Below are 19,450 nucleotides of genomic sequence, written 5' to 3' on the forward strand. Positions count from 1 at the left end.
CCGGCAGGCCGTACGGGGAACGAACCGACGCCCTTCCACCCCCGGGGGCCTGCCGCGCGGCGAGCGCCGCTTTTAGCTCTTCGCTCTTGATCTTTTCGCTTTTCGCTCTTTGCTCTTCGCTCTTCGCTCTTCGCTCTTGATCTTCACTTCACGATGACAACGCGCCAGCGCGACGCGACTCCCGCCACCTGCGGTAGACCGGCGACCGATCCCGAGCCTCGTCATACGACTGGGTGACCAGACAAGCGATCCTCTCCCCCGTCGCCGCCATCGGCCCATCCCGGTGCCACGCCAACACATGCCTGAAGTGGATCGGGTCGCCGACGATAGGCCGAACCGCGATCCCCGGCACCTCGTCAAACGTCGGCTGCACCAGGCTCACCGCATGCCCGTGGCGCACGACTTCGACCAGCAACCTGCCCTCCGCCTCGTACCGGATCCGCATCCGCCTGCCCACACCCAGCGCCACCCGCGCCCAGTACTCCGGCGTGCGGTCCTCCGGCCTGGGCACGGCCCAGTCCTGCTCCAGCAGGTCCGCCAGCTCGACCTCCTCCCGGTCCGCCAACCAGTGCGAAGCCGGCACGATCGCGAACACCGGCTCGGTGACGATCGGACGCAACACCACGCCAGGCGAGGCGGGAAGCTCGTACCCGGGGCTGTCACCGACGATCGCCGCCTCCAAACGGCCGCCCGCCACGTCGTCCAGCAACGGTTGCGGCGTGTGGTGCCCCCTCGACGACACGTCCGCGCCCGGATGGACCTCCCGCACCGCGCTGATCAGGCCACCCAGCAAGGGAGCCGGCGCGGAACCCAGGCGGAAGCGTTCAGCTCCCGCCTTCCGAGGAGCCACCGCGGCCGTGTTCATCAGGTCGTCCAAGGTGGGCAGAACCGCCTGAGCCCGAGCCAGGACCACCTCGCCGAACGACGTGGGCACGACCCCGTTCTGCCCGCGCTCGAACAACGTGCCGCCCAGCATGGTCTCGATGCGGCGCAGTTGGGCGCTCAACCCGGGCTGGGTCTGGTGCAGGGCCGCCGCCGCGCGGGTCAGGCTGCCGGTCTCCGCGATGGCGCAGATCGCGCGCAGGTGCCGCACCTCCAGCTCCATAACGCGATGTTAGTGGGATGTGGGAGGTTCCCGGCCCGATCCGGGCGAGGAACTCTTCTGTGCCATGTCACAGTGCACTAGAGTCGGGCTGGTCGCGGTGGTGGGGTTGCTCGCCCTCACCGCGTGCAACGGGAGCACGGCGCAGGGCGGGTCCACCGGCGAGGCGGTGCGGGGTGGGACCCTGCACGTCCTGGCGAGCACGGACCTCGAACACCTCGACCCCGCGCGCAACTACGTCACGTCCTCGCAGAACGTGGCCCGGCTGATCTACCGGACGCTCACCACGGTCGCGCCCCGACCCGGCCAGGCCGGCGGCGACATCGTGCCCGACCTCGCCACCGACACCGGCAGGCCCAGCGACGGCGCGAAGACGTGGACCTTCACGCTCAAGGACGGCGTCAAGTTCGAGGACGGCCAGCCGATCACCAGCAAGGACGTCAAGTACGGCGTCGAACGCTCCTTCGCGCCGGACCTGCCCGAAGGCGCGCCCTACGCCCGCATGTGGCTGGTGGGCGGCGAGAACTACAAGGGGCCGTACGAGAACCCGCAAGGGCTGCCCTCCATCGAGACCCCGGACGACAAGACGATCGTGTTCCGGCTCAACCGGCCGGTCGCGGACTTCGGGTCCGCCGCTTCGCTCCCGCTGTTCGCGCCCGTACCCGAGGAACAGGACACCGGCGTCGGCTACGACGGCCGGCCGGTGTCGTCCGGCCCGTACAAGATCGAGAAGTTCGAGCCCAAGAAACGCCTCGAACTGGTCCGCAACCCGCACTGGGACCCGAAGACCGACGACGTGCGCAAGGGACTCCCGGACCGGGTGGTCCTCGAACTCAACCTCGACCCCGCCGTGGTGGACCAGCGGCTGGTGGCCGGGCAGGGCGCGGACGCCGAGGCCATCGCGATGGAGCCGATCGGCGCGGCGACCGTGGGCCGGGTGGTCAACGACCCGACCTTGAAGAGCCGGCTGGTCACCGGCGAGTCCATCAACACGCGGTTCCTCACCCTCAACACCCGCCGCGCGCCGCTGGACAACGTCAAGGTGCGCCAGGCGATCGCGTTCGCGCTGGACAAGGACGCGCTGCGGACCGTGCGCGGCGGGCCGATCGCGGGCGACCTGGCCACCACGCTGCTGCCGCCGGGCCTGGCCGGGCACGCCCCGGACGACCAGTTCCCCAGCCCGGACGGCAAGGGCGACGTGGCCAAGGCCAAGGCGCTGCTGGCCGAAGCCGGTCTGGCGCAGGGCTTCGCGGTCACCCTCGACGCACCCTCGACCGCCGGCGGGAAGGCGCAGGGCGAGGCGGTGCAGGCGGCCCTGAGCCGGGTCGGGATCACGGTCACGATCAACGCCATCAGCCCGTCGGCGTTCTACAGCACCATCGCCAACACCGCGCAGATCCACGACATGGCCATCGACGGCTGGACCCCGGACTGGGCCGGCCCTTCCACCTACCTGCCGCTGATCTTCGACAGCCGGCTGATCACCAGCGAGGGCAACAACAACCACTCCCAGTACCACTCCGACGCGGTCAACAAGCGGTTCGACGAGATCGCCGCGCTGTCCGACCCGACCGCCGCCGCCACCGCCTACGGGGAGCTGTCCCGGCAGATCGCGCGGGACGTGCCGGTGGTGCCGTTCCTGTGGGACAAGGCCGCGATCCTGGTCGGGCCGAAGGTCGCCGGCGCCTACGGGCACGTGGCGTACGTGGGGCGCGTGGACCTGGCGACCGTGGGGCTGCGCGGGTGACCGTGCTGCCGATCACCCGGCCGGCCGACGTGCCGCCGCTGCGGAGGCTGCTGCGCCAGCCCTCCGCCGCGGTGGCGCTGGTCGTCGTGGTGCTGCTGGTGTTGATGGCGGTGGCCGCGCCGCTGCTGGTGTGGACATCCCCGACCGACTTCGACTCGGCGGCCGTCGACCCGGCGCTGGGCGGGCTGCCGCGGGGCGCGTTCGGCGGGATCAGCGCCGAGCACCCGTTGGGCGTCGAGCCGGTCAGCGGGCGGGACGTGCTGGCCCGGATCGTCCACGGCGCACGGGTCTCCCTGCTGATCGCGGTGCTCGCGACGCTGGTGTCCGTCGTCGTGGGAACCGGGCTCGGGCTGGTCGCCGGGTTCTTCGGCGGGGTCGTGGACGCGGTCGTCGGGCGGCTGATGGACCTGCTGATGTCCTTCCCCAGCCTCATCTTCATGATCGCGCTGATCTCGGCGCTGCCGAGCGCGAACCGCGAGGCGTTGCTCGTGCTGGTGCTGGGCGGGTTCGGCTGGCCCTACGTCGGTCGGATCGTGCGCGGGCAGGCGATGGTGCTGGCGCGGGGCGAGTTCGTGGCCGCCGCGCGGGCCTTGGGCGCTCCCCGCAGGGCCTTGCTGCTCAGGGAAGTCCTGCCGAACCTGACCGCGCCCGTGCTCGTCGTGGCGACCATGTCGATCCCGGGGTACATCGCGACCGAGGCGGGGTTGTCCTTCCTCGGCGTCGGGGTCCGGCCGCCGACGCCGTCGTGGGGGCAGATGATCGCCTCCGCCGTGCCCTGGTACGCGGCCGACCCGGCGTACTTCCTGATCCCCGGCGGTTTCCTGTTCGTCACCGTGCTGGCGTTCAACGTCCTCGGTGACGCCGTGCGGGACGTGCTCGACCCGAGGAGCGTGCGACGGTGATCCTCTACACGGCACGGCGGTTGGTCGGCGCGGCCGGGATCCTCCTGGTGATCTGCGCGCTGACGTTCGCCGTGTTCTACCTGATGCCCGCCGACCCGGCGCAGGGCGCGTGCGGCAAGGCGTGCAGCCCGGAGCGGATCGCGCAGATCCGGGCCACGCTCGGCCTCGACCAGCCGTTGCCCACCCAGTTCGCCGCCTACCTCGGCGGGATCGTCGCGGGCCGCACGTACGGGTCGCTGGAGTGCGGCTTCCCGTGCCTGGGCTTCAGCTTCCAGACCAACCAGCCCGTGTGGGACGCGCTGACCAGCCGGTTGCCGACGAGCGCCTCCATCGCGGCGGGCGCGGCGGTGCTGTGGCTGCTGGTCGGCTGCACGGCCGGCGTGGTCGCGGCGCTGCGGCGGGGCACGGTGTGGGACCGGGCGGCGATGGTGGCCGCGCTGGGCGGGGTGTCGCTGCCCATCTACCTGACCGCCCTGCTGTCGCAGTACGTCCTGGTCGTGCAGCTCGGGTGGTTGCCCTACCCGCGCGAGGTGGCGCTGACCGACGACCCGGTGGGCTGGTTCCAGTCGATGCTCATGCCGTGGTGCACGCTGGCCATGCTCTACGCGGGCGTGTACGCGCGGATCACGCGCAGCGAGGTGCTGGAGAACCTGGGGCGCGACTACGTCCGCACGGCCCGCGCCAAGGGGTTGCCCGAGGTGACGGTGCTGCGGCGGCACGCGTTGCGGCCGGCGTTGATGCCCGTGGTGACGATCTTCGGCATGGACCTCGGCGCGCTGCTGGGCGGGGCGCTGATCACCGAGTCCGTCTACGGGCTGCCCGGCGTGGGCAAGCTCGCCGCGGACGCGATCAACTCCGCCGACCAGCCGGTGATCCTGGGCGTGACGCTGTTCGCGGCGGCGTTCGTGGTGCTCGCGAACGTGGCGGTGGACCTCGTCTACGCCCTGCTCGACCCGAGGGTGAGGACGGCGTGAGCCTGCTGTCGGTGCGGGACCTGACCGTGGACTTCCACTCCGGGGTGCGGGCCGTGGACGGGCTGGACCTCGACGTGGAGGCCGGGCGGGTGCTGGGCGTGGTCGGCGAGTCGGGGAGCGGCAAGTCCGTGACCAGCCTCGCCGTGCTCGGACTGCTCCGCGGCGCCAGCGTGTCGGGGCGGATCGAGTTCGCCGGGCGGGACCTGTTGTCGTTGCCTCCCAAGGCGCTGCGGGCGTTGCGCGGCGACCGGATGGCGATGGTCTTCCAGGACCCGTTGTCGTGCCTCAACCCCTATTACCCGGTGGCGTTCCAGATCGCCGAGGCCTACCGGGCGCACCGCCGCGCCTCGCGCCGGACCGCGCACGCCCTGGCGGTGTCGATGCTCGAACGCGTCGGCATCCCCGAGGCGGAGCGGCGGGCGCGGTCCTACCCGCACGAGTTCTCCGGCGGGATGCGGCAGCGGGTGATGATCGCCATGGCGTTGTGCCTGGAACCGGACCTGTTGGTGGCCGACGAGCCGACCACGGCGCTGGACGTGACCGTGCAGGCGCAGGTGCTGGACCTGTTGCGGGACCTGCGGGAGCGGTCCGGCACGGCGATCCTGCTGATCACGCACGACATGGGCGTGGTGGCGGGGTTGGCCGACGACGTCGTGGTGATGCACGGCGGCCAGCGCGTCGAGGCCGGCCCGGTGCGCGAGGTCTTCCACTCCCCCGCCACCGCCTACACCCGCGGCCTGCTGGAGTGCGTGCCCCGCGTGGACGGCCCCCTGCCGCACCGCCTGCCGACCGTGGAGGTCCCGTGAACCCGCCGGATACCGCAAGCCCGCCGGAAACCGCAAGCCCGCCGGAAACGGCGAGTCTGTTGGAGACGATCGACCTGGTGAAGCGCTACCCCGTGCGGCACCGGCTGACCCGCCGCCGGATCGGCGAGGTCAGCGCGGTGGACGGGGTGGACCTCGCCGTCGAGCGGGGCGAGACCCTGGGGCTGGTCGGCGAGTCGGGGTGCGGCAAGTCGACCGTGGGCCGGCTGCTCACCCGGCTGGACACGCCGACGTCGGGCACGGTCCGGTTCGACGGCCGAGACCTCGCGCCGCTGAGCGACCGCGAGCTGCGGCCGGTGCGGCGCGACCTCCAGATCGTGTTCCAGGACCCGTTCTCGTCGCTCAACCCCCGCCACACCGTGCGGCAGTTGCTGTCCGCGCCGTTCCGCTACCAGGGGCTGGAGCCCACCGAACCGGTGGAGGACCTGCTCAAACGGGTCGGGCTCAAGCCCGAGCACGCTTCCCGCTACCCGCACGAGTTCTCCGGCGGTCAGGCGCAGCGCATCGGCATCGCGCGGGCGCTCGCGCTGCGCCCCAAGGTCGTCGTGTGCGACGAACCCGTGTCGGCTCTGGACGTGTCGGTGCAGGCACAGATCCTGAACCTGCTGCGCGACCTGCAGGACGAACTGGGCCTGAGTTACGTGTTCATCGCCCACGACCTGGGCGCGGTGCGGCAGGTGAGCACCCGCGTGGCCGTGATGTACCTCGGCGTGGTCGTCGAGACCGCCGACCGGGACGCGTTGTTCGGGCACGCCGCCCACCCGTACACGCACGCGCTGCTGTCCGCGGTCCCGGTGCCCGACCCGGACCTGGAACGCGGCCGGCAGCGGATCGTGCTGCGCGGCGACCCGCCGAGCCCGTTGGACCCACCGTCCGGGTGCCGGTTCCGCACCCGCTGCCCGAAGGCGGCGGACGTGTGCGCCGCGGAACGCCCGGTGTCGCGCGAGATCGCCCCGGGCCACCGCGTGGCCTGCCACTTCCCCGGGGAAAGGACCCCATGAGCCCGTTCCACGAGCCGCGCCGCGCGTACGCCCTGCCCGGGATCGCGGTGCGCGAGCACGTCTTCACCGTGCCGCTGGACCACCACGACCCCGGCGGCCCCACCACGGAGGTGTTCGCGCGCGAGGTGGTCGATCCGGCGCGGGACGCGCTGCCCCTGCCGTGGCTGCTGTTCCTCCAGGGCGGTCCGGGCGGCAAGTCGCCGCGTCCCCTGCGGTCGGCGGACGGCTGGCTGCGGCGGGCGTTGCGGACCCACCGGGTGCTGCTGCTCGACCAGCGCGGCACCGGCCGCAGCACCCCGCTGACCGCCCGCACGGCCGCCGGGTTCGCCTCGGCGCGCGCGTTGGCCGACCACCTGGCCCTGTTCCGGGCCGACTCGATCGTGGCCGACGCGGAGTGGATCCGGCGGCGGCTGTGCGGCGACGAGCCGTGGGAGACGCTGGGCCAGAGCTACGGCGGGTTCATCACGCTGACGTACCTGTCGTTCCGCGCCGAGGGGCTGCGGGCCTGCCACGTCGCGGGCGGGCTGCCCGACCCGACCGGCACCGCGGACGACGTGTACGGCCTGACCCACCACCGGGTGCGGGACAAGACGATGGCGTTCTACGAGCGGTACCCGCAGGACGTGGACGTGGTGCGGCGGATCGCGACCTTGCTCGACGCGCGGGACGTGCGGCTGCCCGACGGGGACCGGTTCGGCGTGGGGCGGTTGCGGGCGTTGGGGCTCGTGTTGGGCATGGGCGACGGGCCGCAGCGGCTGCACTGGCTGCTGGACGAGGCGTTCGGGCCGGACGGGGAGTTGAGCGACGCGTTCCGGCACCAGGTGGTGGCGTTGACCGGGTTCGTGGACAACCCGCTGTTCGCCGTGTTGCAGGAGGCGGCCTACGGGCAGGGCGCGGCGACGGCGTGGTCGGCCGCGCGCGTGGGCCGGCGGTTCCCGGAGTTCGCCGAGGACGCCGACCCGCTGCTGTTCACCGGGGAGATGTTCTACCCGTGGATGTTCCGGGAGATCGGGGCGTTGCGGCCGTTCGCCGACGCGGTGGACGTCCTGGCCGAACGCGCCGACTGGCCCGCGCTGTACGACCCGGACCGGTTGCGCGCCAACAAGGTCCCGGTCGCGGCGGTGGTGTACCACGACGACATGTACGTGCCGGTCGAGCTGTCGCTGAAGACGGCGGCGGCGCTCGGCTCGTCACGCGTGTGGATCACCAACGAGTGGGAGCACGACGGCATCTCCGCCTCCGGCGACCGCGTGCTCGCCCGACTGTTCGACATGACCGCCGGCGTCGTGTGACGGCCGGCCGCGGTCAGGCCGGTTCGGCGACCGGGCTCAGCCGGGGCGGCAGGGCGTCGCGGCCGGTGACCTTGAGCTTGCGGTAGGCCTTGGTCAGGTGTTGTTCGACCGTGCTGACCGTGACGTAGAGCCGTTCGGCGATCTCGCGGTTGGTCAGCCCGCGTGCGGCCAGGGCGCTGACGCGCAGTTCGGCGTCGCTGAGCACGCGGGCCGGGTCGGGGGCGCGGCGCGTGAGGGCCGGGCGCGGCGGGGACGGGTCCGCGCCGCACTGGCGGGCCAGGTGCCACGCGCGGCGCTCGACGGTCCGGGCCCGGTCGGGGCGGCCCGCCGCGTGGTGGGCCTGGGCCAGGTCGTGCAGGACGCGGGCGAGTTCGAGCCGCGCGCCGCACGCGTCGAGCACCTCGCGCGCCTCGGTGAGCAGGGCGGCCCGCTCGCGGGCGGGCGCGGTGGCGGCCAGCAGGCGCAGGGCGGTGCCGCGGGTGCGGGACGGGGTGCGCGGGGCCTTGGCCAGTTGCTGCTCGGCGTAGCGGCGGGCCAGGCGCGGGTTGCCGTGGCGCAGGTGCTGGGCGGCCAGGTCGGTGCGCCACGGCGCGAGCGGGGCGAGGTCCACGCGCAGGCGGCGGGCCAGGTGGCCGGAGACCTCGAAGTCGCGGCGGGCGTCGCGCAGGCGTCCGGTGGCCAGGTGGTGGTGGCCGCGGGCGTGCAGGTGGAACAGGCCGCCCACGGTGTCGAACAGCTCCGCCGGGACGGGCCGGTCCACCAGGGCGGCGGCGTCGTCGTGCCGCCCCATGGCCGTGTGCGCCGACACCAGCGCCGCGCGCGGCCCGCCGACCCGCACACCCCACTCCGCCTCGCCGAGGTGGGACAGCGCCGCTTCCCCGTGCTCGACGCACGCGGCCAGGTCGCCGGCGTGCAGGGCCACCACCGACCGCAGGTAGGCGAACTCGGCCCGCCACGTCTGCGAGTTCCGCACGGCGGGTTCCGCGCTCACCCGGTCCACCGCGGCGGCGGCCTCGACCAACCGGTCCGCCGCCACCAACGCCTGCACACCCGCCACCACGGAGTCCACAGTGGACTCGTCCACGGCGGTGGCCGCCAGCATCCGCTCGACCTCCGCGACCAGGACGTCCGACGCCCCGTCCGTCAACACCCGTCGCAGCAGCGTGAACGCCTCCAGGTGCGGCGCGGCGGCGACGGTGGCGGGCTCCGCCGGCAGCACCGCCCGGACCCCCGCGCGCAGCAGGGCGGGGTGGAGGTGGTCCAGCAGCAGCCGCAACCGGCTCAACTCGGCCGGGCACTGCGGCCCACGCCGACGCACGTCCTCGACCAGCCCCTCCAGGGCGTCCCGCGCCTGGCGCACCCGGTCCATCCGCAACAACAGGGTGACCAGGGTCGCGGCGACGGCCTGCGGCAACTCCCCGGCCCGCTGAGCCTCGACCAGCCCACCCAGCCGCCGGTGCGCGGCCAACGGGCTGAACCGCCACTCGACCTCCGCCAACCGGGCCGTGACGAGGTGGCGGGTGGCGGCGTCACCAGCACAACGCCCCGCGGCCTCCAGGTACTCGACGGCCCGCTCCAGCCGCCCAGCCCCGACCTCCGACGCCGAAGCGGCCATCAACACGCCCACGACCCAGGGTTCGGCACGCACCCCGGCGGCCACCACGTGCGGAGCGACCCGCGAAGCGCTCTCCCCCGCCTCGAACAGCTCCCGAGCAGCCGCCCACTCCACCCGCACCCGCTCGGCGGCCGACAACCCCGCCAGGATGGCCCCGGGCACAGCGGAATCCCGAAACCCACCGCCGACCAACAGCCCGGACTCCTCCAACCCGCGCACCACGACATCCACGGCCACCACCCCAGCCACCGCCCCGACCACCCCCGCACCGACCAAGCCAGGACTGTCGGTCCCCCGTGCGACAATGGAAGCGGGGGCCGGAGGCCGCGCCAAACCATCTCGACCCAATCCGGCCGAGCCATCCCGAACCGCCGCAGCCGAGCCATCCCGAACCGCCGCAGCCGAGCCATCGCGAACCGCCGGCGCGGTCAAGCCGTCGCGAACCGCCGGCGCGGAGGCGCTCAACACCGCCAACGCCTTCAGCACGGCCGCCGTCTCGGGATCGCAGCGCCCCAGGTACTCCCGCACCGCCTCCCCGAACCGCCGCCCCGGCCCGACCACCCCCGTCTCCCGGAAGTCCCCGACCAGGGCGTCCAGCAACAGCAGGTTCCCCCCGCTCACCCGGTGGAACTCACCCGCCGCCCCCTCCACCCCGAGCAGCCCGGCCACCTCGTCAACATCCACAGTGGACAGTCGAACCGCCCGCGCGTGCGGCAACCGCCCCAACTGCGCCTCGAACCGCCGGTAGTAGTCGTCCCCACCCCCGGCCGCCAGCACCACCCGCATCGACCTCGACCCCACCCGCCGCGCCACGTAAGCCAAGCAGCGCAACGAAAGCCGGTCCGCGTGCTGCGCGTCGTCCACGCACACCAGCACCGGTCCGCCGGCCGCGAGGTCGAGCAACGCCTCCCCGGCCTCGCCCACGACGCGCGGGTCCTCGGGGTCCGCGCCCCGCCACCCCGGCAGCAACTGCCCCACGACCCCCAGCGGCAGCCCGCGTTCCTCGGCCGACGCCGAAGCGCTGCGCACCTCCCCCGACCACGACTCGGCCAGGCCGTGCAGGAGCGTGCTCTTGCCGGTCACCGGTCCGCCGTGGACGAGGACCACCTCTCCGCACCCACCGGAGACCGACGCCCGCGCACGACCCACCCACCCGCTCGACCGCAACTCTTCTCCCCCGAGAAAGCGAAAGGACCCCAGAGCGGCGACATCGCCGTCGGATCGACCCTCGCACGGCCGTCGCCGGAACTCGATGCGGAGTTCCGACGACTTCCCGGGGTTACCCGCGGTTCCACCCGAACGGGAATCCGCGACTACGGTCAGTGAACGCGGTCAGGGGTAGGAGAAGAAGCCCTCCCCGGTCTTGCGGCCCAGGTACCCGCCCTCGACCATGCGCAGCAGCAACGCGGGCGGCGCGTGCAGCGGCTCCTTGGTCTCGGCGTACATCGCCTCGCTCACCGCCGCGATGGTGTCCAGCCCGATCAGGTCGATCAACCGCAGCGGCCCCATCGGGTGACCGCACCCGGCCGTCATCCCGCGGTCGACGTCCTCCGCCGTCGCCACCCCCGACTCGACCAGCCGCACGGCCGCGAGCAGGTACGGAACGAGCAGCGAGTTCACCACGAACCCCGCCCGGTCCTTGGCCCGCACGACCTCCTTGCCCAGCACGTCCTCCAGGAACGCGCGGGCGCGCTCGGCGGTCGCCGGACCGGTCGCCAGCGACGAGATCAGCTCGACCAGCGGCATCACCCGCACCGGGTTGAACAGGTGCACGCCCACCACCCGCGACGGGTCCCGGGTCGCCCGCGCCAGCTTCATGATCGGCAACGCCGACGTCGTGGACGCCAGCACCGCGTCCCCGTCGGACACCACCTCGTCCAGCGCGGCGAACACGGCGAGCTTGCGGTCCAGGTCCTCCGGCGTCGCCTCCAGCACGAACTCGCGGTCGGCCAGGTCGGCGAGGTCCCAGGAGAACGCGACCCGGGCCAGCGTCCCGGCCCGCTCGTCGGCGGTCAGCTTCCCCTTGCCCACCAACCTCTCCAGCGACTGCTCCAGCCGCTGCCGGCCCCGCGCGGCCGACGCCTCGCCGGAGGCCACGACCACCACGTCCGTCCCGGCCCGCGCGCACACCTCGGCGAACCCGCACCCCATCTGGCCGGGCCCGACGACCCCGACCCGCGTCACGGCGCTCACCCGGACCACCGCACCAGGCCGGTGCCCACCGACATGCCGCCGCCGAACGCCGACAGCAGCACCAGGTCGCCGGGCCGGACGTGCCCGGAGGTGACGGCGTCGTCCAACGCCACCGGCACCGACGCGCTGCCCAGGTTGCCGTACCGGTCCACCACCAGGTGCGTGTGCGCGTCGGCCAGCCCGCAGCGCGCCGCCAGCTCGCGCAGCAGCACGCCGTTGGCCTGGTGCGGCACGAAGCAGTCCACGTCGGCGACGGACAGGCCCAGGTCGGTGACCAGCTCGTCGACCAGCTTGGGCACGTTCTCCAGCACGAAGTCGCGCACGCCCCGGCCCTGCATGGTGAAGTAGTGCCCGCCGGCCGCCACGGTCGCCGCCGACGTCGGCACCCGGCTGCCGCCCGCCACCACCTTGATCAGGTCCTGGGCGTCGCCGCGGCTGCCGAGGTCCACGCGCAGGATGCCGCCGTCGGGCACCTCGCCGACGACCGCCGCGCCCGCGCCGTCGCCCAGCAGCACGGCCGTGCGCCGGTCGGTGAGGTCGAGGATGCGCGAGTACACGTCCGCCCCGACGACCAGGGCGCGCGTGCCCGGCCGGGCGGTGGTCAGCGCGTGGGCCAGCTCGACGCCGTAGACGAAACCGGCGCACACGGCGTTGATGTCGAAGCAGGCCGCGTTCCGCGCGCCGATCAGGTCCTGCACCAGGCACGCCGTGGGCGGCTGCGGGAAGTCACCCGTCGAGGTGGACACGATCAGGTAGTCGATCTGGCCGGGGGTCAGCCGCGCCGCGTCGAGCGCGCGCAGCGCCGCCCCGGCCGCGAGGTCGGAGGTGGCCTCGTCCGGCGCGGCCCACCGGCGGGTCGCGATGCCGGTCTTGGCCAGCACCCACTCGGGGGTGGCGTCGGTGACCAGCTCGGCGATCTCGTCGTTGGTGACGACGCGGTCGGGCAGGTACGAGCCGGTGCCCAGGAACCCGATGGCCATCCGGGTCACCGCCCCGACCGCAGCGGCGTGATGCGGTCCGCGCCGAGCCGGGCGCGCAGGTCGGGGTCGGTCACCCCGAGGCCGGGCTCGGGGGCCATGCACAGCACGGCGACCTTGCCGATGTGCCGGTTCTCCTGGACCAGCCGCACCGCCTCGGCGACCTCGGCCAGCGGGTACACCTCGGTCATCGTCGTGGCGATCGCGCCGGAGGCGATGAGCTGGTTGGTCTCCCACTGCTCCTGCAGGTTCGCGACGTGGCTGCCGATGACCCGCTTGAGCTTCATCCACAGGTACCGGTTGTCGTAGACGTGCTGGTAGCCGGTGCTCGACCCGCACGTCACCACGACGCCGCCGCGCCGCACGACGAACACGGAGATGCCGAAAGTGGCGCGGCCGACGTGCTCGAACACGATGTCGGGGTCGCGGCCGACCCTCTCCCGGATGATCCGCCCGAGCCGGCGGCCGATCTCCAGCACCCGGTCGGGGTCGTCGGACGGGTCGTCGGCCAGGCCGAACTCCGACCGGTCGATGACGATCTCGCAGCCCAGCTTGCGCAGCACCTCGGCCTTGGCGGGCGAGCCGACGATCCCGACGGGGATGCCGCCGCCGTTGCGCACGAACTGCACGGCGTACCCGCCCAGGCCACCGGCCGCGCCCCACACCAGCACGACGTCGCCCTGCTTCATGCGCGCGCCGCGGTCGCCGACCAGCATCCGGTAGGCGGTGCCCGCGCACAGGGTGTTGCAGGCGGCCTCTTCCCACGTCAGGTGGGCGGGCTTGGGGACGAGCTGGCTGGCGCGCACCACCGTGTACTCGGCCAGGCCGCCGAAGTTGGTCTCGAAACCCCAGGCCCGCTGCTCCGCGCCGAGCATGCCGTCGGCGTGCGCGGCGGGCTCCTGGTCGTCCACGTAGGCGGGGCTGATCACCACGTGGTCGCCGACCTTCCACCGCCGCACCCCGGACCCGAGGCGCACGACGACACCCGCGCCGTCCGAGCCGACGACCTGGTAGGGCAGGTCGTGCCGGGTGGCCCAGCCGCCCTGGCGGGCGAAGTTCTCCAGGAACCGGAAGGTGGAGACCGGCTCGAACATCGCCGACCACACGGTGTTGTAGTTGACCGAACTGGCCATGACCGCGACGACCACCTCGTCCGGCGCGGGCTCGGGCACGGGCACCCGGCCGACCCGCAGGGACTTGCGCACGTCCTTGTCGGCCACCCCGAGGAACATGTCCTGGTCCTCGGCCCGCAGGTGCGCGGCGACGTGCTCGTCCGGCAGCGGCAGCCGCTCGATCTCCGCGGGCGGGGCGCCCGCGAGCAGCGCATCAGCCAAAGCGCTCATGTATCCCCCAATGCGCGGATTCACCACGAAATTCGGCCGATCAGACCGACGACAACGCCTCCGGACACTAACCACGGCACTCGCGGCCGGGGCACCCCAGCCAACCCCAGCTCCCCGACCCCACCCCCCAGCGCCGGAACACGGCGCGACCGCGGATCACGACGCCCGGAAAGCCAGCCCGAAATGCCGGTTCCACCCCGCCGGAACGGCCGGGTGACACCCATTATTTCGACCAGATCGCATCGCCGGGCCGGTCTATTCACGGCATGTGGGTGAAGGCCCATGACTAAAGGCCTACGACGTGTGAGTGACGCACTTGTCTGGACCAACCGACCCCCGCTACTGTCGGCCGGGAACGAGTCGCGGCTCATTTTCGGATGACGAGCCGTTCCAGGGGGACCGCCATAGGGTCTGGGCAGTCCGGGCGCATTGTGTCGAATTCCGGATATGCCGTCCTTCGCGCGCCCTACCGGCGTCCCCCGACAAACCGACAGGGGAGATCTCCATGGGCAAGATCGCCGTCCTGACCAACGACCTCCAGGGTGACGTGGTTTTCCTGACCCCCGAGCGCACGGCCGTCATGGCCGAGGCGCAGCCGCACTACACCGGGTTCCTGGCGGAGATGCGCCGGCGCGGCCACACCGTCTTCCACCTGCAGCTGATCAACCTCCCGGACGACCCCAACGCCAACCGCCGGGCCGACGGGACGCTGCCCCTGCGACGCGGCACGGAAGGCGCGGAGATCCTCGCCGACTTCCTCGGCGAAGGGGACGTGGTGGTCGAGAAGAACAAGGACAGCGGTTTCTACGAGACCGAACTGCACGACCTCCTGCAAGCCGCCCGAGTGGACACCGTGGTGGTGACCGGGTTGCAGACGCAGATCTGCGTGCAGACCACCGCCGCCGACGCGTTCTTCCGCGGCTACAACGTCTGGGTGCCCTCCGATTGCGTCGTCTCGGACAACCCGGCGGACCGCGACCGCTCCCTCACCTGGCTCAGCGGGTATTGCGCCACGGTCGCGCATTCGAAAGAGATCCTGGAGACCCTCGACACCAACGGCGAACTGCCCCGCCGGGTCGTCAAAACGCTTCCCTGAACCATTCGGAACACCACCTGGCAAAGGCCCGGAAAGGGAGGACGCGATGGCAAGCCCGGCGACCGGCCTCGACGAGGTCGTCCTCGACCACGGCAGCGGGGCCAAGCTCAGCAACGACCTGATCGCGCTCGTCGTCCGGACGCTCGGCGAGGTCTACGTCGGCGAGATGGAGGACAGCGCCGTGCTGTCGGTCCCCGCCGGCCGGATCGCGATGACGACCGACTCGTTCGTCGTGGACCCGCCGTTCTTCGGCAACGGCGACATCGGCAAGATCGCGGTCTGCGGCACGGTCAACGACCTGGCCGTGGTCGGCGCCCGGCCGCTCTACCTCACCCTCGGCATGATCCTGGAGACCGGCCTGCCGATGGACCGCCTCCTGCGGGTCGTCTCCTCGATCCGCGACACCGCCCTGGAGGCGGGCGTCCGGATCGTCTGCGGTGACACCAAGGTGGTCCGCGAGGGCGAGGTCGACCAGATCTACCTCAACACCGCGGACGTCGGCGTCTTCGAGCGCGCGCCGCTGCGGATGCGGGACGTGCGGCCCGGTGACCGGGTGATCCTCAGCGGACCCATCGGCAACCACACCGTGCACCTGCTGTCCATCCGCGAGGGCCTGGGGTTCGAACAGCGCGTGCTCAGCGACTGCGCGCCCCTCAACGGGCTCGTCGACCACCTGCTGACCGAGGTCGGCGACGGGGTGCGGTCGGTCCGGGACGTCACCCGCGGCGGGCTGGCGGCCGTGCTGCACGAGTACGCCAAGGCGTCCGGGCGCGCGATCAGGTTCGACAAGGACCGCCTGCCCATCCAGTTCGAGACCGTGATGGCCACGGACATGCTGGGCATCAACGCCATCCACGCCGCCAACGAGGGCTGCCTGTGCCTGTTCGTGGACCCGGCGGTCGAGGACCGGGTGCTGGCCGCCCTGCGCGCGCACAAGTACGCCGCCGAGGCCGTGACGATCGGCGAGGTGACGGCCGAGGAGGGCCCGGTCGTGCTGATGCGCGAGGACGGCCGCGACTCGGTGGTCGAGGAGCTCCAGGGCGCCGAACTGCCCCGGCTGTGCTGAGGGCCGGCGACATGTCCGACAGCGACATCCGGCGGCGCATCCGCGTGGTGGGCGTGGTGCAGGGCGTGGGGTACCGGCCGTTCGTCTACAAGCTCGCGCTCCGGCACGACCTGACCGGCTGGGTGCTCAACGACCCGGAGGGCGTGCTGGTCGAGGCGCAGGGCCGGCCCGGCGAGGTGGCGCGGTTCACCGAGGCGCTCAGCGCCCAGGCCCCGCCGCAGTCCCGCGTCACGTCCGTCCACGCCGAGGACGTCCCCACCGCCCGCGCGGACGGGTTCACCATCCGGGAGAGCGTCCACAGCGGACAGCGGACCACGATCGTGCCCGCCGACTCGCACGTGTGCGCCGACTGCCTGGCCGAGCTGCGCGACCCCGGCGACCGCCGGCACCGCTACCCGTTCATCAACTGCACCAACTGCGGGCCCCGCTACTCGCTCATCCGGGACCTGCCCTACGACCGGGCCGCCACGACCATGGCCGTGTTCACCATGTGCGGTCCGTGCGCCCGCGAGTACGCCGACCCGTTGGACCGCCGCTACCACGCCCAGCCCAACGCCTGCCCGGTGTGCGGTCCGCGCCTGTTGCTGGCCGCTCCGGACGGGACGGCCGCGGAGGGCGAGGACGCCTTCCGCCAAGCCGCGAAGACGTTGTCCGAAGGCGGGATCGTCGCGGTCAAGAGCGTCGGCGGGTTCCACTTGGCCGTGGACGCCCGCGGCGCCGACGCGGTCACCCGGCTGCGCCGCCGCAAACGGCGCGACGCCAAGCCGTTCGCCGTGATGGCCCGGGACCTGGCCGCCGTCGAGGCCGTCGCCGAGGTCCGCCCGGCCGAGGCCGACCTGCTGCTCTCCCCCGCCCGCCCCATCGTGCTGCTGCGCAAGCGGCCCGGCGGACTGCCCGAGCAGATCGCGCCACGCAACCCGAACCTGGGCGTGATGCTGCCCTCGGCGCCGCTGCACCACCTGCTGGTCGACCACCCGGGCCTGGACGCGTTGGTCATGACCAGCGGCAACATCTCCGGCTACCCGATCGTCCACCGCAACGAGGACGCGCTGGCGCAGCTGTTCCAGGTCGCCGACCTGATCCTCTACCACGACCGGGACATCGAGGTGCGCGTGGACGACTCGATCGTCCGCTACTCCGAGCACCCCGACCTCGCCGAGCCGGTCACCAGCTTCATCCGCCGCTCGCGCGGCTACGCGCCCTACCCGGTCGAGATCGGCACCGACCTCGTCCCCCTGGTCGCCTACGGCGCGGAACTCAAGACCACGGTGGCGTTGACCAGCGGTTCCCGCGTGTACGTGAGCCAGCACATCGGGGACATCAAGAACGACGAGACCTTCGGCGCGCACAAGGCCGCCGTGCGACACCTGGCGGACCTGCACGCCCTGCGCCCCCGACACGCCGCCGTGGACCTGCACCCGCAGTTCCGCGCGACGCGGTTCGCGTTGGAGGAGCAGGGCGGGGCGTTCGAACAGGTCGTCCATGTGCAGCACCACCACGCGCACATGGCGTCCTGCATGGCGGAGAACCGGTTGCGCGGCACGACGATCGGGGTCGTCTTCGACGGCGCCGGGTACGGCCCGGACGGCACCACGTGGGGCGGTGAGGTCCTGGTCGGCGACTACCGGGACTTCCGCCGCGTCGCGCACCTGCGGACCGTGCCGCTGCTGGGCGGGGACAAGGCCGTCGCCGAGCCGATCCGGACCGGGTTCGCCCTGGCCCTGGACGCGCTCGGGGACGACGCGGTCGAGGCGTTCCCCGTCCTGCAGACCCTGGACGAGCGACAACGGCACGTCTTCACCGCCATGACCAGGCGCGGGATCAACTCGCCACCCGCGTCCAGCATGGGCCGGCTGTTCGACGGCGTGGCCGCGCTGCTGGGCATCACCACCCACGCCGAGTACGAGGCGCACGGCCCCATCGAGCTGGAGGGCCTGCTGCGCCGCGACCTCACCCCGGCCGACCGGCCCTACCGGTTCGGCCTGACCGACCGGGACGGCGTGACCGAGATCGACCCCCGCCCGGTCCTGCGGGCCGTCGCCGCCGACCTCGCGGCCGAGGACCCGGAGGTGATCAGCCGGCGGTTCCACACCGCCGTGGTGGACGTGGTGGTGGACCGGTGCCGGGCGGTGGGCGGCACCGACCGGGTGGTGCTGTCCGGCGGGGTCTTCCTCAACGAGTTCCTGCTGGTCAACTGTCTGGTGGCGTTGCGCGCGGCGGGGTTGTCCGCGCACTGCCACCGCCAGGTGCCGACCAACGACGGCGGCATCGCCCTGGGCCAGGTCGCGGTGGCGAACGCCCGCCTGGCGCCGGACCGAGGAGTGGACGGGCCATGACGAAGTACCTGATCACCGGCGGGCGCGGCTACCTCGGGTCGGTGCTGACCCGGCGCCTGCACCGCTCCGGGTCGGCGGTCGTGGTGGTGGACAACGGGCTGGTCGGCGGGCCGGAGCTGGACCTGCCGCGGGTGGCCTACGTCGAGGGCGACGTCCGCGACGTCGGCGCGTGGGAGAGCGCCCTCGACGGCGTGGACGCGGTGGTGCACCTGGCCGCGATCGTGGGCGACGGGGCGTGCGGCGTGGACACCGACACCGCCTGGGAGGTCAACTACCTGGGCACGATCCGGGTCGCCGAGGCCTGCCGGCGCGCCGGGGTGCGGTCGCTGGTGTTCGCGTCCACGTGCAGCAACTACGGCGTCACCGGCGACGTCGAGGTGGACGTCTGGTCGCCGATGGCGCCGCAGTCCACCTACGCCGAGACGAAGGTGATGTCCGAGCACTACCTGCTGTCGCTGCCCCGGGACGTGCTGTCCACGCGCCTGCTGCGCTTCGCCACCATCCACGGCCTGTCCCCGCGCATGCGGTTCGACCTCGCCGTGAACGTTATGACCGCCGACGCGGTGGCCCGCGGCCGGGTCACCGTGCACGGCGGCACCCAGTGGCGGCCGTTCCTGCACGTCGAGGACGCGGCGGACGCGGTGCGGCTGGTCCTGCGCGACGAGCGGCGCGCCGCGCCCGCGGTCTACAACTGCGGGTCCGGCGAGGAGAACCACCGCCTGGACGCGATCGCCGAGCTGATCGCCGCCGAGGTGCCGGGCGTGCGGGTGGAGGTCCACGCGGAGCAGACCGACCCGCGCAACTACCGGGTGAACTTCGACCCGATCGGGGAAGACCTGGGGTTCACGCCGGGACTGCGGGTCGTGGACACGGTCCGCGCCATCCGGGACGCCCTGCGCGGCGGGGAGTTCGCCGACTACGACTCCCCGCGGTACAGCAACTACCTGACCGCGGTCGCCGCCGTCCACAGAGGAGCCTGACC

The 19,450-nt window shown here is 72.9% G+C and carries 15 protein-coding genes; 10 read left to right on the forward strand and 5 right to left on the reverse strand.

All coding sequences use genetic code 11. From position 1 onward, the window contains the following. Positions 1–148: 148 nt before the first annotated feature. Complete coding sequence (locus AB0A74_RS31255; protein WP_358255100.1) at positions 149–1,105, reverse strand: LysR family transcriptional regulator; 957 nt, start codon at positions 1,103–1,105, stop codon at positions 149–151. Between the two features lie 64 nt (positions 1,106–1,169). Here AB0A74_RS31255 and AB0A74_RS31260 point away from each other — a divergent pair, with 64 nt between their 5' ends. The 6 genes from AB0A74_RS31260 (at position 1,170) to AB0A74_RS31285 (ending at position 7,842) form a co-directional block, all read left to right on the forward strand. Next, the gene (locus AB0A74_RS31260; RefSeq protein ID WP_358255102.1) at positions 1,170–2,849 is read left to right on the forward strand and encodes an ABC transporter substrate-binding protein; all 1,680 of its coding nucleotides are present in this window, start codon (positions 1,170–1,172) and stop codon (positions 2,847–2,849) included. Continuing rightward, complete coding sequence (locus AB0A74_RS31265) at positions 2,846–3,751, forward strand: ABC transporter permease (RefSeq protein WP_358255103.1); 906 nt, start codon at positions 2,846–2,848, stop codon at positions 3,749–3,751. Before AB0A74_RS31260 ends, AB0A74_RS31265 begins: the two co-directional genes overlap by 4 nt. After that, complete coding sequence (locus AB0A74_RS31270; RefSeq protein ID WP_358255105.1) at positions 3,748–4,725, forward strand: ABC transporter permease; 978 nt, start codon at positions 3,748–3,750, stop codon at positions 4,723–4,725. Before AB0A74_RS31265 ends, AB0A74_RS31270 begins: the two co-directional genes overlap by 4 nt. Then, positions 4,722–5,531, forward strand: a complete 810-nt coding sequence (locus AB0A74_RS31275; protein WP_358255107.1) for an ABC transporter ATP-binding protein — start codon at positions 4,722–4,724, stop codon at positions 5,529–5,531. Before AB0A74_RS31270 ends, AB0A74_RS31275 begins: the two co-directional genes overlap by 4 nt. A 77-nt stretch (positions 5,532–5,608) precedes the next feature. Beyond that, on the forward strand, positions 5,609–6,550 hold the full coding sequence (locus AB0A74_RS31280; RefSeq protein ID WP_358255109.1) for an ABC transporter ATP-binding protein: 942 nt from the start codon (positions 5,609–5,611) through the stop codon (positions 6,548–6,550). After that, positions 6,547–7,842, forward strand: a complete 1,296-nt coding sequence (locus AB0A74_RS31285; RefSeq protein ID WP_358255111.1) for an alpha/beta fold hydrolase — start codon at positions 6,547–6,549, stop codon at positions 7,840–7,842. Before AB0A74_RS31280 ends, AB0A74_RS31285 begins: the two co-directional genes overlap by 4 nt. Before the next feature lie 13 nt (positions 7,843–7,855). Here the strand turns inward: AB0A74_RS31285 and AB0A74_RS31290 are convergent, their stop codons facing one another. The 4 genes from AB0A74_RS31290 to ccrA form a co-directional block, all read right to left on the reverse strand. Next, on the reverse strand, positions 7,856–10,564 hold the full coding sequence (locus tag AB0A74_RS31290; protein WP_358255113.1) for a LuxR C-terminal-related transcriptional regulator: 2,709 nt from the start codon (positions 10,562–10,564) through the stop codon (positions 7,856–7,858). Between the two features lie 225 nt (positions 10,565–10,789). Next, entirely contained in the window at positions 10,790–11,650 is an 861-nt protein-coding gene (locus AB0A74_RS31295; protein ID WP_358255115.1) for a 3-hydroxybutyryl-CoA dehydrogenase, read from the reverse strand. Continuing rightward, positions 11,647–12,630, reverse strand: coding sequence for a beta-ketoacyl-ACP synthase 3 (locus tag AB0A74_RS31300; RefSeq protein WP_358255117.1), 984 nt, complete (start codon positions 12,628–12,630; stop codon positions 11,647–11,649). Before AB0A74_RS31300 ends, AB0A74_RS31295 begins: the two co-directional genes overlap by 4 nt. Before the next feature lie 5 nt (positions 12,631–12,635). Further along, positions 12,636–13,970 (reverse strand): crotonyl-CoA carboxylase/reductase, encoded by a 1,335-nt coding sequence (ccrA, locus tag AB0A74_RS31305; protein WP_358255119.1) that lies wholly within the window; start codon positions 13,968–13,970, stop codon positions 12,636–12,638. A 505-nt stretch (positions 13,971–14,475) separates the two neighbouring features. On the opposite strand from ccrA, the gene AB0A74_RS31310 reads away from it, so the two are divergent. The 4 genes from AB0A74_RS31310 to AB0A74_RS31325 are packed head-to-tail and all read left to right on the forward strand — an operon-like array spanning position 14,476 to position 19,448. Further along, positions 14,476–15,066 carry a cysteine hydrolase gene (locus tag AB0A74_RS31310; protein WP_358255121.1) on the forward strand — a complete coding sequence of 197 codons (591 nt, stop codon included), beginning with the start codon at positions 14,476–14,478 and terminating at the stop codon, positions 15,064–15,066. Positions 15,067–15,112: 46 nt separating this feature from the next. Next, complete coding sequence (gene hypE, locus AB0A74_RS31315) at positions 15,113–16,132, forward strand: hydrogenase expression/formation protein HypE (RefSeq protein ID WP_358255123.1); 1,020 nt, start codon at positions 15,113–15,115, stop codon at positions 16,130–16,132. An 11-nt stretch (positions 16,133–16,143) separates the two neighbouring features. Next, a complete protein-coding gene (hypF, locus tag AB0A74_RS31320; protein WP_358255125.1) occupies positions 16,144–18,468 on the forward strand; it encodes a carbamoyltransferase HypF in 2,325 nt (774 codons plus the stop codon). After that, positions 18,465–19,448 (forward strand): SDR family oxidoreductase, encoded by a 984-nt coding sequence (locus AB0A74_RS31325; RefSeq protein WP_358255127.1) that lies wholly within the window; start codon positions 18,465–18,467, stop codon positions 19,446–19,448. Before hypF ends, AB0A74_RS31325 begins: the two co-directional genes overlap by 4 nt. The last annotated feature ends 2 nt before the right edge of the window (positions 19,449–19,450 follow it).

Origin of the sequence: Saccharothrix sp. NPDC042600 (assembly GCF_040647305.1) — a bacterium.
In the GTDB taxonomy this organism is placed as follows: domain Bacteria; phylum Actinomycetota; class Actinomycetes; order Mycobacteriales; family Pseudonocardiaceae; genus Actinosynnema; species Actinosynnema mutabilis.

Excerpts from the sequence above, each read along its gene's own strand:
- AB0A74_RS31310 (WP_358255121.1), top strand. The coding sequence starts at position 14,476 with ATGGGCAAGATCGCCGTCCTGACCAACGACCTCCAGGGTGACGTGGTT.
- hypF (WP_358255125.1), top strand. The coding sequence starts at position 16,144 with ATGTCCGACAGCGACATCCGGCGGCGCATCCGCGTGGTGGGCGTGGTG.
- AB0A74_RS31285 (WP_358255111.1), top strand. The coding sequence starts at position 6,547 with ATGAGCCCGTTCCACGAGCCGCGCCGCGCGTACGCCCTGCCCGGGATC.
- hypE (WP_358255123.1), top strand. The coding sequence starts at position 15,113 with ATGGCAAGCCCGGCGACCGGCCTCGACGAGGTCGTCCTCGACCACGGC.
- AB0A74_RS31255 (WP_358255100.1), bottom strand. The coding sequence starts at position 1,105 with ATGGAGCTGGAGGTGCGGCACCTGCGCGCGATCTGCGCCATCGCGGAG.
- AB0A74_RS31325 (WP_358255127.1), top strand. The coding sequence starts at position 18,465 with ATGACGAAGTACCTGATCACCGGCGGGCGCGGCTACCTCGGGTCGGTG.
- ccrA (WP_358255119.1), bottom strand. The coding sequence starts at position 13,970 with ATGAGCGCTTTGGCTGATGCGCTGCTCGCGGGCGCCCCGCCCGCGGAG.
- AB0A74_RS31300 (WP_358255117.1), bottom strand. The coding sequence starts at position 12,630 with ATGGCCATCGGGTTCCTGGGCACCGGCTCGTACCTGCCCGACCGCGTC.
- AB0A74_RS31260 (WP_358255102.1), top strand. The coding sequence starts at position 1,170 with ATGTCACAGTGCACTAGAGTCGGGCTGGTCGCGGTGGTGGGGTTGCTC.